The 15,721-nt window shown below is 66.0% G+C and carries 15 protein-coding genes; 12 read left to right on the top strand and 3 right to left on the bottom strand.

Going from position 1 to position 15,721, the window contains the following annotated elements; translation table 11 throughout:
• Positions 1-8: 8 nt before the first annotated feature.
• From CQY20_RS02715 to CQY20_RS02670, 10 genes are read left to right on the top strand one after another with little or no spacing between them, the layout of a single operon-like run.
• A complete protein-coding gene (locus tag CQY20_RS02715; RefSeq protein ID WP_097938116.1) occupies positions 9-1,181 on the top strand; it encodes an OB-fold domain-containing protein in 1,173 nt (390 codons plus the stop codon).
• 34 nt (positions 1,182-1,215) lie between these two features.
• A complete protein-coding gene (locus tag CQY20_RS02710) occupies positions 1,216-2,385 on the top strand; it encodes a thiolase C-terminal domain-containing protein (protein ID WP_097938115.1) in 1,170 nt (389 codons plus the stop codon).
• Positions 2,375-3,172 carry an MlaE family ABC transporter permease gene (locus CQY20_RS02705; protein ID WP_097938114.1) on the top strand — a complete coding sequence of 266 codons (798 nt, stop codon included), beginning with the start codon at positions 2,375-2,377 and terminating at the stop codon, positions 3,170-3,172. The genes CQY20_RS02710 and CQY20_RS02705 overlap by 11 nt, the downstream gene beginning before the upstream one ends.
• Before the next feature lie 14 nt (positions 3,173-3,186).
• Complete coding sequence (locus CQY20_RS02700) at positions 3,187-4,032, top strand: MlaE family ABC transporter permease (RefSeq protein WP_097938113.1); 846 nt, start codon at positions 3,187-3,189, stop codon at positions 4,030-4,032.
• Between the two features lie 15 nt (positions 4,033-4,047).
• On the top strand, positions 4,048-5,244 hold the full coding sequence (locus tag CQY20_RS02695) for an MCE family protein (RefSeq protein WP_097938112.1): 1,197 nt from the start codon (positions 4,048-4,050) through the stop codon (positions 5,242-5,244).
• Complete coding sequence (locus CQY20_RS02690) at positions 5,241-6,269, top strand: MCE family protein (RefSeq protein ID WP_097938111.1); 1,029 nt, start codon at positions 5,241-5,243, stop codon at positions 6,267-6,269. The genes CQY20_RS02695 and CQY20_RS02690 overlap by 4 nt, the downstream gene beginning before the upstream one ends.
• Positions 6,270-7,388 (top strand): MCE family protein, encoded by a 1,119-nt coding sequence (locus tag CQY20_RS02685; RefSeq protein WP_097938110.1) that lies wholly within the window; start codon positions 6,270-6,272, stop codon positions 7,386-7,388.
• Complete coding sequence (locus tag CQY20_RS02680) at positions 7,372-8,886, top strand: MCE family protein (protein ID WP_097938230.1); 1,515 nt, start codon at positions 7,372-7,374, stop codon at positions 8,884-8,886. Before CQY20_RS02685 ends, CQY20_RS02680 begins: the two co-directional genes overlap by 17 nt.
• An 8-nt stretch (positions 8,887-8,894) precedes the next feature.
• Complete coding sequence (locus tag CQY20_RS02675) at positions 8,895-10,232, top strand: MCE family protein (protein ID WP_097938109.1); 1,338 nt, start codon at positions 8,895-8,897, stop codon at positions 10,230-10,232.
• The gene (locus CQY20_RS02670; protein WP_097938108.1) at positions 10,232-11,905 is read left to right on the top strand and encodes an MCE family protein; all 1,674 of its coding nucleotides are present in this window, start codon (positions 10,232-10,234) and stop codon (positions 11,903-11,905) included. The genes CQY20_RS02675 and CQY20_RS02670 overlap by 1 nt, the downstream gene beginning before the upstream one ends.
• Before the next feature lie 186 nt (positions 11,906-12,091).
• Here CQY20_RS02670 and CQY20_RS02665 read toward each other — a convergent pair whose 3' ends face one another.
• On the bottom strand, positions 12,092-12,613 hold the full coding sequence (locus CQY20_RS02665; protein WP_165789237.1) for an Rv2253/PknI dimerization domain-containing protein: 522 nt from the start codon (positions 12,611-12,613) through the stop codon (positions 12,092-12,094).
• Between the two features lie 78 nt (positions 12,614-12,691).
• On the opposite strand from CQY20_RS02665, the gene CQY20_RS02660 reads away from it, so the two are divergent.
• Positions 12,692-13,069, top strand: a complete 378-nt coding sequence (locus CQY20_RS02660; protein WP_097938107.1) for a hypothetical protein — start codon at positions 12,692-12,694, stop codon at positions 13,067-13,069.
• Between the two features lie 15 nt (positions 13,070-13,084).
• Here the strand turns inward: CQY20_RS02660 and CQY20_RS02655 are convergent, their stop codons facing one another.
• A complete protein-coding gene (locus tag CQY20_RS02655; protein ID WP_097938106.1) occupies positions 13,085-14,365 on the bottom strand; it encodes a cytochrome P450 in 1,281 nt (426 codons plus the stop codon).
• A gap of 221 nt (positions 14,366-14,586) precedes the next feature.
• Here CQY20_RS02655 and CQY20_RS02650 point away from each other — a divergent pair, with 221 nt between their 5' ends.
• Positions 14,587-15,204: a TetR/AcrR family transcriptional regulator gene (locus CQY20_RS02650; protein WP_097938105.1), complete on the top strand. Its 618-nt coding sequence runs from the start codon at positions 14,587-14,589 to the stop codon at positions 15,202-15,204.
• Between the two features lie 5 nt (positions 15,205-15,209).
• Here CQY20_RS02650 and CQY20_RS02645 read toward each other — a convergent pair whose 3' ends face one another.
• Positions 15,210-15,653: an Rv2576c family protein gene (locus CQY20_RS02645; RefSeq protein ID WP_371871010.1), complete on the bottom strand. Its 444-nt coding sequence runs from the start codon at positions 15,651-15,653 to the stop codon at positions 15,210-15,212.
• Between the last annotated feature and the right edge of the window lie 68 nt (positions 15,654-15,721).

Here is a 15,721-nt window from a genome sequence, read left to right as displayed (position 1 = left end):
AGGACCTCATGCCCTACGTCGCTTCGATCGGCACATACCTGCCGTGCTGGGGAACCCCCCAGCACCGGGTGGCCGGTGACGACGAGGACGCGATCACCCTCGCCGTGGAAGCCGGCCGGGCTGCGCTGAGTCTCGGCGGCGCGGTCGAACGGGTGGTGCTGGTCAGCCGTGACATGCCGCTGCTGGAGAGCAGCAACGCCGCAGTGCTGCTGGCCGGGCTCGGTCTCGACCCGGAACTCGAGGTGGTCGAGCGGCTGGGCGGCGCGCCCGCCACCTTGGACGCGGTCAGTTCGGCGCGGTCGAGAACGATGATCATCGGCGCTGACATCGATCCCGCAGGCGCGGCGGCCATCATCACCGCCGACCACGGGCTGCACATCCGCACCGCGGCGCGCGTCGTGCGCAGCCTGCCCGTCCGCACCCGCAACGCGACCGGCGACGTGCACGACTACGGCGACCCGCGGCTGCTGCACGAGCGGGGCCTGATCGCCTCGCTCGAGGCGGCGTGGCTGGACACCCCGATGGCGGTGGCCGGTGTGGATCACCGGCGCGCTGCCGACCTGTGCCGGGGAAACCCGCCCACGCTGCCCACCCTCGGTGCCAGCTCGGGCCTGTTTGCGCTGGCCGGGATGTGTGAGCGAGGGGTCACCGGGCCGCTGGTCGCCGCCGAGCAGGCCACCCTGTCCGGCATCACGGTTGCCGGCGGCAGCGCGCCGATCCGCCGTCGCGAGCCCGTCGCGCGGCCCGCCCCCGAGGGCAGCTACGTCGCCGACGCCGAGATCCCGATCTCGCTGGCCGCCTACGAGCGCGCCTTCGAAGCCAAGGTGCGTTGGGAGGCAGGGCATTTCGCTGATTCGGGTCAGTTGGACTTCCCGCCGCGATACGGAGTGGGCGATGACGGTAGCCTTGCCACCCAATACGAATTGGTGCCGCTACCGCGGACCGGGACTGTCTACACCGAGACGACGGTGCACATCCCGGTGCCAGGGCTGCGCACGCCGTATTCGTTGGTGATCGTCGAATTGGACGATGTGGGGGTTCGCGCGTTAGTGAAGGTTACCGGGGCACAGCCGGGCACCGTCGGCATCGGGGACCGCGGTCGGCTGGCGCTGCGCAGAGTCGCGGTCCGGTCGGGTGTGCCCGACTACGGCTATGCGTTCGAGCCGGAGGCCGCGGCATGACTGGCGGGGCCATGCCGGGGGCGGGGTTCGTGGCATGAGGAACGTGGCGATCGTCGGCGCCGGAATGACGCCGTTCGGCGAGCACTTCGCGCTCGGCATCAAAGATCTGCTGCCGATGGCGTTCGCCGAGTGCGCCGCCAGTGTCGACAAGGGCCTGCAGAAGTCCGATCTTCAGGCGGCGTGGTTCGGCGCAATGGGAACCGCCGACGGCTTCCCGTCGGGGATCCTGGCCGACACCCTCGGGCTGCCCGACCTGCCCGTCACCCGGGTGGAGAACTCGTGCGCCACCGGAAACGACGCCGTCCGCAACGCCTTGTTCGGTGTGGCGTCCGGCGCGATCGACGTCGCCCTCGTGATGGGCGCCGACAAGCTTCGCGACACCACCTCCAAGGACATGCTCTGGGAGTGGGAGCCGATGGCCCGCGACATGGCGTGGGACTTCCCGCTCGGGGTGGTGGCGCCGGCCGGCTTCGCCCTGCACGTTCGGCGGTACCTGCACGAGTCCCCGGCGACCGAACAGCACCTGGCGATGATCGCGGTGAAGAACCACCGGCACGGGGTGAACAACCCGAAGGCCCGGCTGCGCTTCGAGATCACGATGGAGCGGGCGCTGGCGGCGCCGACCGTGGTGACACCGTTCCGGCTCTACGACTGCGCGCCGCAGAGCGACGGCGCGGCCGCGCTCGTGCTGGCCGCCGAGGATGTCGTCGACCGGTTCACCGACCGGCCCGTGTGGGTCCGCGGCGTCGGCCTCGGTCTGGACTCGGTGATGCATCAACACAAGCCCGACATGACGACCTTCACCGCGACGGTGCGCGCCGCCAAGCAAGCCTTCGGCATGGCGGGGATGACGCCGTCCGACGTCGACGTCGCGGAAGTTCATGATTTTTTCACCGGTATCGAGTTGATCAGCTATGAAGATCTGGGCTTCGCCGAGCGATTCGGGGCCTACAAGCTGTTGGAAGCGGAGGACACCACGATCGGCGGCGGACTGCCCGTGAACACCAGCGGCGGATTGAAGGCCAAGGGCCATCCGCCGGGGGCGACCGGTGTCGCCCAATGCGTCGAGCTTTTAGCCCAGCTACGCGGCGAAGCCGTCAATCAGGTCGACGGCGCCCGAATTGGCTTGGCCCACAATCTCGGCGGGCCCACCGCGGTCTCGGCAGTCACCATCCTGGAAGGACCCGTCGCCTATGGCAGATAGATGGTCCCCCGGTATCACGCTCAGCAAGAGCTTGTCTGGGCCGATGCAGGCTGTGGGTGGGTTGTTTGCGATGAGCAGGGATGCGGTGGGGTTTGTCTTTCATCGGCCGTTTCAGTGGCGGGAGTTTTTGGAGCAGTGTTGGTTCATTTCGCGGGTGTCGTTGGCGCCGACGTTGTTGGTGGCGATTCCGTTCACGGTGTTGGTGAGTTTCACGCTGAACATTTTGTTGCGTGAGTTGGGTGCGGCGGATTTGTCGGGGGCGGGTGCGGCGTTTGGTGCGGTGACTCAGATCGGGCCGTTGGTGACGGTGTTGATTGTGGCGGGTGCGGGGTCGACGGCGATGTGTGCGGATTTGGGGTCGCGCACCATCCGCGAGGAGATCGACGCGATGGAAGTGCTGGGCATCAATCCGGTGCAGCGGTTGGTGACTCCGCGGTTTTTGGCGTCGGGGTTGGTGGCGTTGTTGTTGAACAGTTTGGTGGTGATCATCGGGATCCTGGGTGGTTATTCGTTTTCGGTGTTCATTCAGGATGTCAATCCGGGGGCGTTCGCGGCGGGGATCACGTTGTTGACCGGCATTCCCGAGGTGATCATCTCGTGTGTGAAGGCGGCGTTGTTCGGTTTGATCGCCGGGTTGGTGGCGTGTTATCGGGGGTTGACGATTACCGGTGGGGGCGCCAAGGCCGTGGGCAACGCGGTGAACGAGACGGTGGTGTATGCGTTTATGGCGTTGTTCGTGATCAATGTCATCGTGACCGCGATCGGCATCCGGATGACCACGGGTTAGGCGGGCTGGGCGCGATGGCTTTGAGAGCGACCTATCCGCGGGTGTTTCGGGAGCTGGCGCGACCGGTCGATTTTTTTTCCAAGATCGGCGATCAGGTGCTGTTCTATGGAAAAGCGTTGGGCGGCACACCGCATGCGGCGATGCATTTCCGCAAGGAGATCATCCGGTTGATCGCCGAGATCTCGATGGGTGCGGGCACGTTGGCGATGATCGGCGGCACCGTGGTGATCGTCGGGTTTTTGACCCTGGCGGCGGGGGGCACGTTGGCGGTGCAGGGCTACAGCTCGCTGGGCAACATCGGTATCGAGGCGTTGACCGGGTTTTTGGCGGCGTTTATCAATGTGCGGATCTCGGCGCCGGTGGTGGCCGGTATCGGGTTGGCGGCCACCTTCGGGGCCGGGGTGACCGCGCAGTTGGGTGCGATGCGCATCAATGAGGAGATCGATGCGCTGGAGTCGATGGCGATTCGGCCGGTGCAGTATCTGGTGTCGACCCGCATTGTGGCGGGGATGATCGCGATCACCCCGCTGTATTCGATCGCGGTGATCTTGTCGTTTGTGGCCAGCCAGTTCACCACGGTGGTGTTGTTCGGTCAGTCCGGCGGTCTGTATGACCACTATTTCGACACCTTCCTCAACCCGATCGATCTGTTGTGGTCGTTTCTGCAGGCGGTCTTGATGGCGATCACGATCCTGTTGATCCACACCTACTACGGCTATTTCGCCAGCGGTGGCCCCTCCGGGGTGGGGGTGGCGGTGGGCAACGCGGTGCGCACCTCACTGGTCGTGGTGGTGTCGGTGACGCTTCTGGTGTCGCTGTCGATTTATGGCTCCAACGGCAACTTCAACCTGTCCGGGTAGGGGAGACAAGAGCCGATGAACAGCAATGCCGTGCGACCGTTGGCGGGGTTGGGCCTCGTCGTCGCGCTCGGGTTGGTCATCGCGCTGGCCGTTACCCTGTTCCGCGGCGGATTCACCGAATCCCTTCCGGTGACGGTCATCTCGGATCGCGCCGGCCTGGTCATGGACAAGGACGCCAAGGTGAAGATGCGCGGCGTTCAGGTCGGCCGGGTCGCCGACATTCAAGAGCGTCCCGACGGAACCGCGGTTCTGCACCTGGCCATGGACCCGAAGCAGATGAAGCTCATACCGTCCAACGTCGGAGTCGACATCACCTCGAACACGGTGTTCGGCGCGAAGTTCGTGCAGTTGAACGCGCCGCCCGACCCGTCGCCCGAGAAGCTGCGGCCCGGGCAGGTGATCCAGAGCCAGCACCTGACCGTCGAGATCAACACCGTGTTCCAGCGACTGGTGACGGTGCTGGACAAGATCGACCCGGCGAAGCTGAACGAGACGCTCGGCGCAATCGCCACCGCGTTCAACGGCCGCGGCGAGCAGATCGGCCAGACGCTGGTCGACTTCAACGAACTGTTGGGCAAGATCGAGCCGAGCCTGCCGAATCTGTCCCACGACATCGAGGCGTCGGTGCCTGCGTTCACCGCGTATGCCGACGCCGCGCCGGATCTCATGTCGACGGTGCAGAACACCACCGACGTCAGTAACTCGATCGTCGAAGAGCAGCGCAACCTCGACGAATTCCTCATCAGCGCAGCCGGTTTGGGTCAGCTCGGCAACGAGGTTCTCGGCGCCAACCGGCAGGGGCTCACCGATGTGGCGCAGCTGCTGGTGCCGACCACCGGCGTGCTCGCCACCTACCACGACTCGCTGCGCTGCGGTATCGGTGGCCTGGTGCCGTTCGCGAAGTCACCGCCGCAGTACTCGTCGATCCTCGTCAGCGCCGGCCTGACACTGGGTGTCGAACGGTACCGGTATCCGGTTGACCTGCCGAAGGTCGCCGCCAAGAGCGGCGGGGCCAACTACTGCGAGGAGCTCGGCCTGCCCGACCTGCCCGCGAACTTCGTGCCGCCGTTCATCGCGGGCGACGTCGGATCCAACCCGGCCCGCTACGGCAACCAGGGCATCCTGCTGAACTCCGATGCGCTGAAGAACTGGCTGTTCGGCCCGTTGGCCGGCCCGCCGCGCAACACGATGCAGATTGGACAGCCCGGATGACGCGCTCGACCAGCACGCTCATCAAGTTCACCGTCTTCGGACTGGTGATGGTCGTGTTGACCGCGTTCCTGTTCATGGTGTTCGGGGAGACGAGAACCGGCTCCACGAACGGATATTCGGCGATCTTCGCCGACGCGTCGCGGCTGAAGCCGGGTGACTCGGTGCGCATCGCCGGCATTCGCGTCGGCACCGTCGGCGATGTCTCCCTGCAGCCGGACCGCAAGGTTCTGGTCAAGTTCAACACCGACCGCAACATCAAGCTGACGACGGGGACGAAGGCGGCCATCCGCTATCTGAATCTGGTCGGCGATCGCTACCTGGAACTCGTTGACTCGCCGGCGAACTCGACGAGGATCCTGCCCGCAGGATCGCAGATACCGATGGACCGGACCGCACCCGCGCTGGATCTCGACCTGCTGCTGGGCGGGCTGAAACCCGTTATCCAGGGCCTGAATCCACAGGACGTCAACGCGCTGACGTCATCGCTTGTCCAGATCCTGCAGGGCCAGGGCGGAACACTGGAGTCGCTGTTCTCCAAGTCGTCGTCGTTCACGAATTCACTTGCCGACAACAACCAGGTCGTCGAGCAGTTGATCGACGAACTGCAGACCACGCTGGACACCCTCTCCCGCGACGGCGAGGACCTGGCGGCCTCGATCGACAAACTGGAGACTCTGGTCGCTGGACTCTCGGAGGACCGCGACCCGATCGGCACGGCGATCGAATCTCTGAACAACGGCACGACATCGCTGGCCCATCTGCTCGGCCAGGCGCGGCCGCCGCTGTCGGGCAACATCGACCAGTTGAACAAGCTCGCCCCCATACTGCAGAACGACAAGGACCGAGTCGACGCGACCCTGCAACGACTGCCCGGCATCTACAAAAAGCTCGCGCGGGTGGGGTCCTACGGCGCCTTCTTCCCGTACTACATCTGCGCGGTCACGTTCCGGGCCAGCGATCTCGAGGGTCGGACGGTGGTCTTCCCGTGGATCAAGCAAGAGGGCGGAAGGTGCAGGGAAGAATAGATGCAGAAGTACCGCGGATCTTCGCTCATCAGGGCCGGCATCATCGGTGTCGTCCTGTGCGTCCTCGTCATCGCGATCGGCCTACAGCCCGAGCGTCTGGTGCAGTGGGCGACTTCGCTGCGGTATCAGGCGTTGTTCACCGAGGCGGGCGGGATCGCCGTCGGCAATGACGTCACGGTGTCCGGCATCAAGGTCGGTTCGGTGTCCTCGGTGAAGCTCGAAAATGGCGACGCGCTGGTGGGTTTCACCATCGACGGCAGGTATGCGCTGGGCTCGGAGACCACCGCGCACATCCGCACCGGGACCCTGCTCGGCGAACGGGTGCTGGCGCTCGAGTCGGCGGGCGGCGGCACGCTCTCGCCCAACACCGTCATCCCGGTCACTCGGACGTCGTCGCCGTATTCGTTGACCGACGCGATCGACGAACTGACCGCCAACACGGCGGGCACGGACACTCAGGCGCTGAACCAGTCGCTGGACACGCTGGCCGAGACGCTCGACCGGATCTCCCCGCAATTGGGTCCGACATTCGACGGCGTCTCGCGGCTGTCGCGGTCGCTCAACAGCCGCAACGAGAGCCTGGCCCAGCTGTTCAAGACGGCGGGCGATGTCACCGGGATCCTTTCGGAGAGAACCGAAAAGGTCAACGCGCTGATCCTCAACTCGAACGACCTGCTCGCGGTGCTCAACGAGCGCAGGCAGGCGATCACCAGCCTGCTGTCGGCCACTTCGGCGGTGTCGAAGGAACTCACCGCGCTGGTCGCCGACAACGAAGCAGAACTCGCGCCGACGTTGGAGCGGCTCAACGACGTGTCTGCGATGCTGGAGAAGAACCGCGACAATCTGGCGAAGATGCTGCCCGGCGCCGCGAAATACTATCTGACCCAAGGCGAGATCGTCGCCAACGGCGCCTACTACAACGCGTTCGTACCGAACCTCGCGTTCGGCCAGATCCTGCAGCCGTTCCTGGACTACGCCTTTGGGTTCCGCCGTGGCGTGAATGCGGGCCAGCCGCCCGACAACGCCGGACCACGCGCCGAGATACCGTTCCCCGTCAACGGCATTCCGCAACCTGGAGACCTACCCAACGATGGAGACCCCGGTGAACCCCAACCGTAAGCGGCTGGTCACCGTCGCGGCCGTAGCATTGGCGGTCGCCCTCGTCGCCGGCGCCGGGTACCTGGTGCGCCAGACGTTCTTCGGGCCGAAGACGATCACCGCTTACTTCCCTACGGCTACCGGCATCTATCCCGGCGACGAGATCCGGGTGTCGGGTGTGAAGGTCGGGCGGATCGAGTCGATCCAGCCCGAGGGCACGCAGACCAAGATGATCCTCAAGGTCGATCGCGATGTGCCCATCCCCGCCGACGCCAAGGCCGTGATCGTGGCGCAGAATCTGGTCGCTGCGCGGTATGTCCAACTGACGCCCGCCTACCGCAACGGCGACGGCCCCACCATGGGTGACGGTGGGGTGATTCCCAGCAATCGCACCGCCGTCCCCGTCGAGTGGGACGAGGTGAAGACCCAGTTGATGAGACTGGCAACGGAATTGGGCCCCAAGGAAGGCGCCGAAGGCGGGGTGTCGGACACCTCCGTCGCGCGGTTCATCGACAGCGCGGCCAACGCGCTGGGTGACGGAAACGCCGAGAAGCTGCGTGAAACGCTGTCGCAATTGTCTGGTGTGGCACGGGTTTTCGCCGAAGGTAGCGGCAACATCGTCGACATCATCAAGAACCTGCAGATATTCGTCTCCGCGCTGCGCGACAGCAAGGAGCAGATCGTGATGTTCGAGAACCGCTTGGCGACTTTGAGCAGTGTTCTCAACGACAGCAGATCGGATCTGGACGCCGCGGTGTCCAACCTGTCGGTCGCGATCAACGAGGTTGAGCGTTTCGTCTCCGGCACCAGGAACCAAACCGCCGAGCAGGTGCAGCGGTTGACCAACCTCACCCAGATCCTCGTCGACCACAAACTGGCGTTCGAGAACGTTCTTCACATCACGCCCAACGCCATCGCGAACTTCAACAACATCTACTACCCGAACGGCGGTTCGGTGACCGGGGCGTTCTCGCTGGTGAACTTCTCGAATCCGGTGCAGGTGATCTGCGGCATGATCGGCGCGGTCGAGAACGTCACCGCGCCGGAGACGGCGAAACTGTGCGCGCAGTATCTCGGTCCGGCGTTGCGGCTGTTGAACTTCAACGGCCTGCCGCTCCCGATCAACGCCTACCTGCGGCCTGCGATCAACCCTGACCGCATCATCTATACCGACCCGAAGCTCGCGCCCGGTGGGGCAGGGCCGGGCGACCCGCCCGAACCGCCGCCGTCGGTGTCCGCGTACACCGGCGCGGGTGACGTTCCGCCGCCGCCGGGCTGGAACGGCCCGCCCAACACCTGGCAGGGCATTCACATGCCACCCGGCGACGAACGGGCCGCGATACCGTCGCCGGCGTTGATTCCCAACGCGCCGCCGCTATCCGAGCCGCATATCATTACGAACCTTCCCGCCCAAGGGTCGTCCGTCGAGGACATGTTGCTTCCCCAGACGGGCGCCCCGCCACCGCCGCCGGATCCCAACGCACCCCTGTTACCAGCGGAAGGGGCGCCGCAACCGTGAACCGCAGAATGAAGGCACTGGCCGCAGCCGGGTCCTGCGCGGCGTTGACGCTGACCGGCTGCTCGTTCCAAGGATTGAACTCGCTGCCGCTTCCCGGCGCGGTGGGACGCGGGCCGGACGCCGTGACGTATCACGTCGAGCTGCCCAATGTCGCGACGCTGGAATCGAATTCGCCGGTGATGATCAACGATGTCGTGGTCGGCAGCGTCGGCAAGATGACCGTCGACAACTGGCACGCCGACGTCGAGATCTCGCTCAAACCCGACGTGTCGGTGCCCGCAAACGTGGTCGCGTCCGTCGGCCAGACCAGCCTGCTCGGCTCGATGCATCTGGCGCTCAACCCGCCATTGGGTGAAAAGCCCACCGGCAGACTGGAACCGGGGGCCACCATCCCGCTGAACCGGTCGTCTACCTATCCGACCACCGAGCAGACGCTGTCGTCGCTGTCGGCCGTCGTGAACGGGGGCGGACTGGGCCAGATCGGTGACATCATCCACAACTTCAGCTCCGCTGTGTCGGGCCGCGAGCCCGAGATCCGCGAGCTGCTCACCCGGCTGGACAATTTCGTCGGGGAGCTGGATGCACAGCGTGACAACATCATCGAGTCCATCAAGCAGTTGAACCGGGTGGCGGCCACGTTCGCCGGTCAGCGCGACGTCATCGACCGCGCGCTCAAGGAGGTGCCGCCGGCCATCGACGTACTGATCAAGGAACGCCCGACGTTGACCACGGCGCTGCAGCGGCTTGGGGAGTTCAGCGACACCGCGACAGGGGTCGTCAACGACGCCGGCGACGATCTGGTGACCGACCTGAAGAATCTCGAACCCGCCCTCAAGGCGCTCGTCGACATCGGTCCCGACCTGAGCTCCGCGCTGATCTGGGCGACGGCGTTCCCGTACGGCCCCGGCTTCGCCGACACCATCACCCGCGGCGACTACATCAACCTGACCGCGATCTTCGACCTCACCTATCCGCGGCTGAAGAAGACGATGCTGCTCGGCACGCGGTGGGGCGACGAGAACGCCAAACTCATTCCGGCGCCGGGTGATCCGTATTACCTGACCTACTCGTACAACCCGATCTCGGTGGGTGTGGCGCCGCCGCCGGACGAGGCGCTGCCTCCGCCGCCGCCGTCACCCGACGGGGCACCACCCCCGATTCCGGGACCGGTGCTGCCGGTCGCCCCGCCGCCAACGGCGCCACAGATGCTGCAGACGCAGGCAGGCCCGGCGTCGCCGATCTTTGCCGGACCCTACGGCGCAGACGCACCACCCGCCGCACCGGCGGAGCCCGCGCCCGCACCTGCGCCCCCCGGGGTGCCTCCGACGCCGGGAGGCGGTGGCTGATGCTGACGCGCTTCGTCCGAAACCAGCTGATCATCTTCACGATCGCGTCGATCATCGGCGTGGCGGTGATGCTGTTCACCTACATGCAGGTGCCGACCCTGATCGGTCTCGGCCGCATCAACGTCAAGCTCGAACTGCCCGCCGCGGGCGGCCTTTACGAGTTCGCCAACGTGACCTACCGCGGTGTGCAGGTCGGCAAGGTCACCGACGTCAAGCTCACCGAGGATGGGGCCGAAGCGACGCTGACGCTCGACACCTCGCCGAAGATCCCCGCCGACCTGCAGGCCGAAGTGCGCAGCGTATCGGCCGTCGGCGAGCAGTACGTCGACCTGCGGCCGCGCACCGACTCCGGCCCGTACCTGAAGGACGGCTCGGTCATCGCCAAGGAGAACGCGACGATCCCGCAGGCGGTCGGCCCGGTGCTCGATCAGGTCAGCGCGCTGGTCGACAGCATCCCTGAGGGCAGACTCTCCGAGTTGCTCGACGAGTCGTACACGGCGTTCAACGGGGCGGGTCCGGAATTTCAGTCGCTGCTCGATTCGGCGTCGACGGTGACCAAGGACGCCAACGGCGTCTCCGATCAGCTCCGCTCACTGATCGATGACAGTGGCCCGCTGCTGGATTCGCAGGCAGAGACCGCCGATCAGATTCGCACCTGGGCGCGCAGCCTGTCCGGGGTGACCGCGCAGCTGGTGCAGAACGATCCGGAGATCCGCAGGATCCTGCAGCGCGGACCCGGCTTCGCGCAGGAGGTTTCGTCGCTGCTGAACGATGTGAAGCCGACGCTTCCGATTCTGCTGGCGAACCTCACCACGATCAGCCAGATCCTGGTCACCTACAACCCGTCGCTGGAACAGCTGCTGGTGATCTTCCCCGGCATCATCGCCGCGCAGCAATCGTTCGGTCTCCCGAAGAACAACCCGACTGGCCTGCCGTCGGGTGACTTCGCGCTGACGGTCAACGATCCGCCGCCGTGCACGGTCGGATTCCTGCCACCGTCGCAGTGGCGCAACCCGGCCGATGAGGAAATCGTCGACACACCGGACGGCCTGTACTGCAAGCTGCCGCAGGATTCGCCGATCGCCGTCCGCGGTGCCCGCAACTACCCGTGCATGGCGCATCCGGGCAAGAGGGCGCCGACGGTCGAACTCTGCAACGACCCGAAGGGCTTCCAACCGACGGCGATGCGCCAGCATCTCCTCGGGGCGTACCCGTTCGATCCGAACCTCGTCGCGCAGGGCATCCCGCTTGATGACCGCGTCGACTTCAACGAGCGCATCTACGCACCAGTCGAGGGGACACCGCCACCGCCAGGGGCGCCACCGCCGCCCGGTGCGCCGCCACCTGGTGCTCCACCACCCGGTGCCGCGCCTGCGGGTCCGCTTCCGGGACCTGCGCCCGCCGCCGACGCGGTGGCCCCGCCGCCACCCGGCAATTCGATCAACGGGGCACCGATCCCGCAGGCCCCGCCGCCTGCCGACGGTCCCGTGCCTGCGGCGCCAAGCGCGTTCGGCGGCAACGCTTCTGGACAAGCCGGCGGACCGTCGGTCGCGTTCGCGCAGTACGACCCGAACACCGGGGAGTACATGACACCCGATGGCCAGCTGCAGCAGGTGAAGAACCTGGGTGCGAACGGTGCGCCGAAGTCGTGGAAGGACCTTCTACCGACCTGACAGCCGTCCGAGTTGTGCGGCGTTAGGCGCGCATCGCCTGCGAGATCACCGACCCGGCCGGAGCGCGAACGCGCGTTGCCGCTCTGCCGCGAGGCGGAATCTACGCAGGCACCCACTCGCACATCGGCTGCGAGGATTCCGTCTCGCGGGGGATGAGGTGAGGGTGCGGGGTTGGCGGCTGTGGCGTTAGGCGATGCGTTCCATCCGGACCGGCAATTCGATGTCGATGGGCTGGTTTCTGCCGCAGGCGCCGCTGTCGGTCTCGGTGATATTGCGGCCGGCGAGCAGGTCCGTGATGAACAGGTCGCGCTCGTTGAGCGCGGGGTTGATGCCCCAGACGGTGAACTTCTGACGGCCGTGCGCGAAGGTGCCGTCGGGGCACGGCGCCCAATCCGGTATCTCGCGGTTAAGAATCCAGTAGACCTTCACCAGGTTGATCGGGGCAGTCCAACCCTTGTCGCTGGTCACCGTGCCGGTGCATTCGATGGGGCTCACGCAGCTGGACGTGATGTTCCAGATCTGGATGTCGGTCTTCTGGTCGATGAAGACCGAGTTGGTCTTGGCCCACTGACCGTTGGACATGACCTTCCACGTCCCGTTCAGTTCGACCCCGTAATTCGAGGCGTGCGCCTGCGGCGCAACGCCTAAGCTTCCGAGCACGGTCATAACCGTCGCCGCGACGCCGCCGATGACACCTACTGCGCGCATGCTGCAAGCCTAACGTCCTCGGGAGTAATGCTCTCCGAAAGAGAGAATTTGATTACCGCGATGTGTGAGAATGCAGCCGTGCGATCTATCGTCACGGTGCTCGCCGGGGTGGTCACTGCGGGCCTCCTGATGGCTGCGCCGCCAGCGGCCGCCCAACCCGAATGCAACTATCCCGACTGCACACCCGGTATCCGCCCGGGCGTCGTGCTCGGGTCCTATTGCGACAACACCACCTATTACGCATTCGGGGTCACCGACTGGGGTCGGCTGGTCTTCTGCGGTTCGCCGCGACGATACGAGCCGCGCTGGTTCCGCTCGCCGGAGATGCACGGCGTCAAAAACGAGGGCGACATCTGCAGCGCCCAGGACGGCGACGTGGCCCAGGCACCCGACGGGCTTTTTCTCACCTGTGTCTCCAGGAACGGATTCACCCGCTGGGAGCGCGGCGACACCTGATCTCGACCCCGACCACTATGTGATCGGGGTGAACTTGATGTTGATCTCGGTCAGCCCGCGCAGGATGAATGTCGGCTCGTAGGTGTACGACCGCGCGCCGGCCGGGCCGTGCTTCTTCTCGTCAATCGTGATGTCGCCCAAGCGATCCAGGAGCCGCTCGATGCTGACCCGACCCTCGACGCGGGCCAGCGGCGCGCCCGGGCAGGAGTGGATGCCGCGGCTGAACGCGATGTGCTCGCGGACGTTCTTGCGGTCGAGCTGGAACTCGTGGGGATCGTCGAAGCGGTTCGGGTCCCGGTTGGCCGCACCGGGGCTGACCATCACCGTGGTGCCCGCGGGCACGGGCGTGTCACCCAGCGCCGTGGTCTTGCGGGCCATTCGGAACACGCTCTTGACCGGGCTGTCCATCCGCAGGCACTCCTCGATGAACACCGGGATCAGGCTGCGGTCCTGCCGCAGCTGCTGCTGAATGTCGGGACGGTCGCCGAGCACTCGCAGCGCCGCGCTCAGCAGCTTGGCGGTGGTCTCCTGGCCGGCGCCGAACAGGAAGGTCGCGGTGCGCACCACGTCGACCACGTCGGGCGTCGAGCCGTCCGGGTACAGCGCGGTGGCCAGCCCGGTGAGGACGTCGTCGCGCGGGTTCTTGCGGCGGTCCTCGATGTAGTGCACGAACTTCTCGTCGGCCCACTCCAGCGGGTTGGCGGCGATGGGCTCGTGGTCCAGCCCGCCGATGTTGGTGCCCGGCCGCTGCACGCCGAACGCCTCGCGGAACTCCTCGTGATCCTCTTCGGGCACCCCGAGCAGGTCGGCCACCACCAGAAGCGAGAACGGGCGCGCGTAGGAGGCGAGGAATTCGCACCTGCCGTCGTCGATGAACTCGTCGATGTGACGGTCGGCCAGCCGCCACATGAAGTCCTCGTTCTCCTTGAGCCGCTTGGGCGTCAACAGCCGGCTCAGCAGCGAGCGCGCATCGGTGTGGTACGGCGGGTCCATCGTGACCATGTGCTCGTACATCGGGATCGCGGTGCGATGCTCCTCGAGCTGAGCCGTGATGTCGTCGCCCTCGGGTGTGAACGGAATCGGGGTGAACGGGCCTGCGACCGCCACACACGACGAGAAGTTCTCCGTGTCCTTGTAGACCGCGTTGGCGGCCTCCCAGCCCGTCACGGCCAGCACGCCGTTGTTGATCGGGCAGCAGGTCGGGTTCTTGGCCCGAAGATGGTCGAAGTAGGGGTGCGGGTCGGGCACGAGCGACGGGTCGGTGAAGTAGTCGACCGAATCGAAGTCTGTGGTCATCGGTTGCGTGCCTCCCGGGCCGGAACGGGTTGATTGTGTCGAACGACGAAATATGCTGAGCACTTGCTTAGCATGGCGCTAAGGTCAGGGTCAAGGCGACCGGCCCGCGCGCCGTTTACGATCGGCGTTCCGGGCAGTACACCTGGTCGGAGCCGGGAAGACCCGGCTAACGGCACCCGGGAAGACAACTCGAAAGAGGCGAGGCGGGAAGGCAAGACACGATGGCGGAGCGCAGGATCGGAGCGCCGGACGCGAAGAATCGGACGGTGCTGCTCGATGCCGCCGAGCGGTTGATGCTCGAAGAGGGCTATGCGGCGGTGACGTCGCGGCGCGTCGCCGAGAAAGCCGGCCTCAAGCCGCAGCTGGTGCACTACTACTTCCGCACGATGGGCGAGCTGTACCTGGCGGTGTTCCGGCGGCGCGCCGAACAGGGGCTGGAGGCCCAGGCGCAGGCGCTCAAGCAGCCGCAGCCGCTGTGGGCGCTGTGGCGTTACAGCTCGGATCCGCGCATCACCGCGTTCACCGTCGAGTTCATGGCGCTGGCCCGGCATCGGGACGAGCTGCGGGCGGAGTTCGCGCGCTACGGCGAGATGTTCCGCGAGCGGGAGCGCCAGGCCATCGCCGAGGTGCTGGCGCGCTACGGCATCGACACCTCGGAAGTGCCGCCCGTCGTGTGGGCGGTGTTCGCCACCAGCCTGTCGCGCGTGTTGGTGATGGAGACGGCGCTGGGCATGTCCAGCGGGCACGCCGAGACGCTGGAGTTCGTCGAGGCCTGGCTGCGCCAGCTCGAAGGGGAACCCCTCGCCACCGATGATGCCGTGACGAGCGCGCGGGCCTGACCGCCCTACCAGGGACGAATCGAGCAGAGCGCCCCCTTGGGGCCTTGGGCGGTCTTGACCACCACGCCGTCGACTGCCAGCACGCAGTGCAGGTTCGGAGTCTGCGTCGAGTCCGACTCAATGCCTGCCACGACCATCGCCCACTGGTCCGGGTCGGCGAGCCAGACCTCGAGGTTCCACTGCTTGCCGGGGCCGACCTCGGCTTCGACGTTGGGCGTGTAGAGGTACGGGTTGTGGCTGTACTCGCCCCAGTTCGGCGGGTCGGTGTCGCGGTAGTAGATCTCGGCGGTGTGGGGCTGTTCGGCGAACACCGTGTACTGCACGTGTCGCAGCGGCGGCCCGGGCGGCGGTTCGGGATTCGCCCGCGCCACCGGCTGTGCCACGGCTGCGACCCCGATGAGCATGGTCAACGCCGCCGTCGCAGTCAGCAACCGGGCCGGAAACATCATTTCCGAATTTTAGAACAAGATTTTCACGGTGAATACCGAATCATTCATTGGCCTTGACGGTACTTGGC

The sequence above is a fragment of the Mycolicibacterium agri genome (genome assembly GCF_002553505.1).
Lineage (GTDB): Bacteria > Actinomycetota > Actinomycetes > Mycobacteriales > Mycobacteriaceae > Mycobacterium > Mycobacterium agri.
Note: the sequence above shows the minus strand (reverse complement) of the source record. Positions and strands in the feature narration are given on the sequence as shown.

What these genes read in the sequence shown, in the direction of transcription:
- CQY20_RS02675 (WP_097938109.1), top strand. Translation starts at nt 8,895, where the DNA reads ATGAAGGCACTGGCCGCAGCCGGGTCCTGCGCGGCGTTGACGCTGACC.
- CQY20_RS02645 (WP_371871010.1), bottom strand. Translation starts at nt 15,653, where the DNA reads ATGATGTTTCCGGCCCGGTTGCTGACTGCGACGGCGGCGTTGACCATG.
- CQY20_RS02685 (WP_097938110.1), top strand. Translation starts at nt 6,270, where the DNA reads ATGCAGAAGTACCGCGGATCTTCGCTCATCAGGGCCGGCATCATCGGT.
- CQY20_RS02665 (WP_165789237.1), bottom strand. Translation starts at nt 12,613, where the DNA reads ATGCGCGCAGTAGGTGTCATCGGCGGCGTCGCGGCGACGGTTATGACC.
- CQY20_RS02670 (WP_097938108.1), top strand. Translation starts at nt 10,232, where the DNA reads ATGCTGACGCGCTTCGTCCGAAACCAGCTGATCATCTTCACGATCGCG.
- CQY20_RS02690 (WP_097938111.1), top strand. Translation starts at nt 5,241, where the DNA reads ATGACGCGCTCGACCAGCACGCTCATCAAGTTCACCGTCTTCGGACTG.
- CQY20_RS02655 (WP_097938106.1), bottom strand. Translation starts at nt 14,365, where the DNA reads ATGACCACAGACTTCGATTCGGTCGACTACTTCACCGACCCGTCGCTC.
- CQY20_RS02710 (WP_097938115.1), top strand. Translation starts at nt 1,216, where the DNA reads ATGAGGAACGTGGCGATCGTCGGCGCCGGAATGACGCCGTTCGGCGAG.
- CQY20_RS02700 (WP_097938113.1), top strand. Translation starts at nt 3,187, where the DNA reads ATGGCTTTGAGAGCGACCTATCCGCGGGTGTTTCGGGAGCTGGCGCGA.
- CQY20_RS02650 (WP_097938105.1), top strand. Translation starts at nt 14,587, where the DNA reads ATGGCGGAGCGCAGGATCGGAGCGCCGGACGCGAAGAATCGGACGGTG.
- CQY20_RS02705 (WP_097938114.1), top strand. Translation starts at nt 2,375, where the DNA reads ATGGCAGATAGATGGTCCCCCGGTATCACGCTCAGCAAGAGCTTGTCT.
- CQY20_RS02715 (WP_097938116.1), top strand. Translation starts at nt 9, where the DNA reads ATGCCCTACGTCGCTTCGATCGGCACATACCTGCCGTGCTGGGGAACC.
- CQY20_RS02695 (WP_097938112.1), top strand. Translation starts at nt 4,048, where the DNA reads ATGAACAGCAATGCCGTGCGACCGTTGGCGGGGTTGGGCCTCGTCGTC.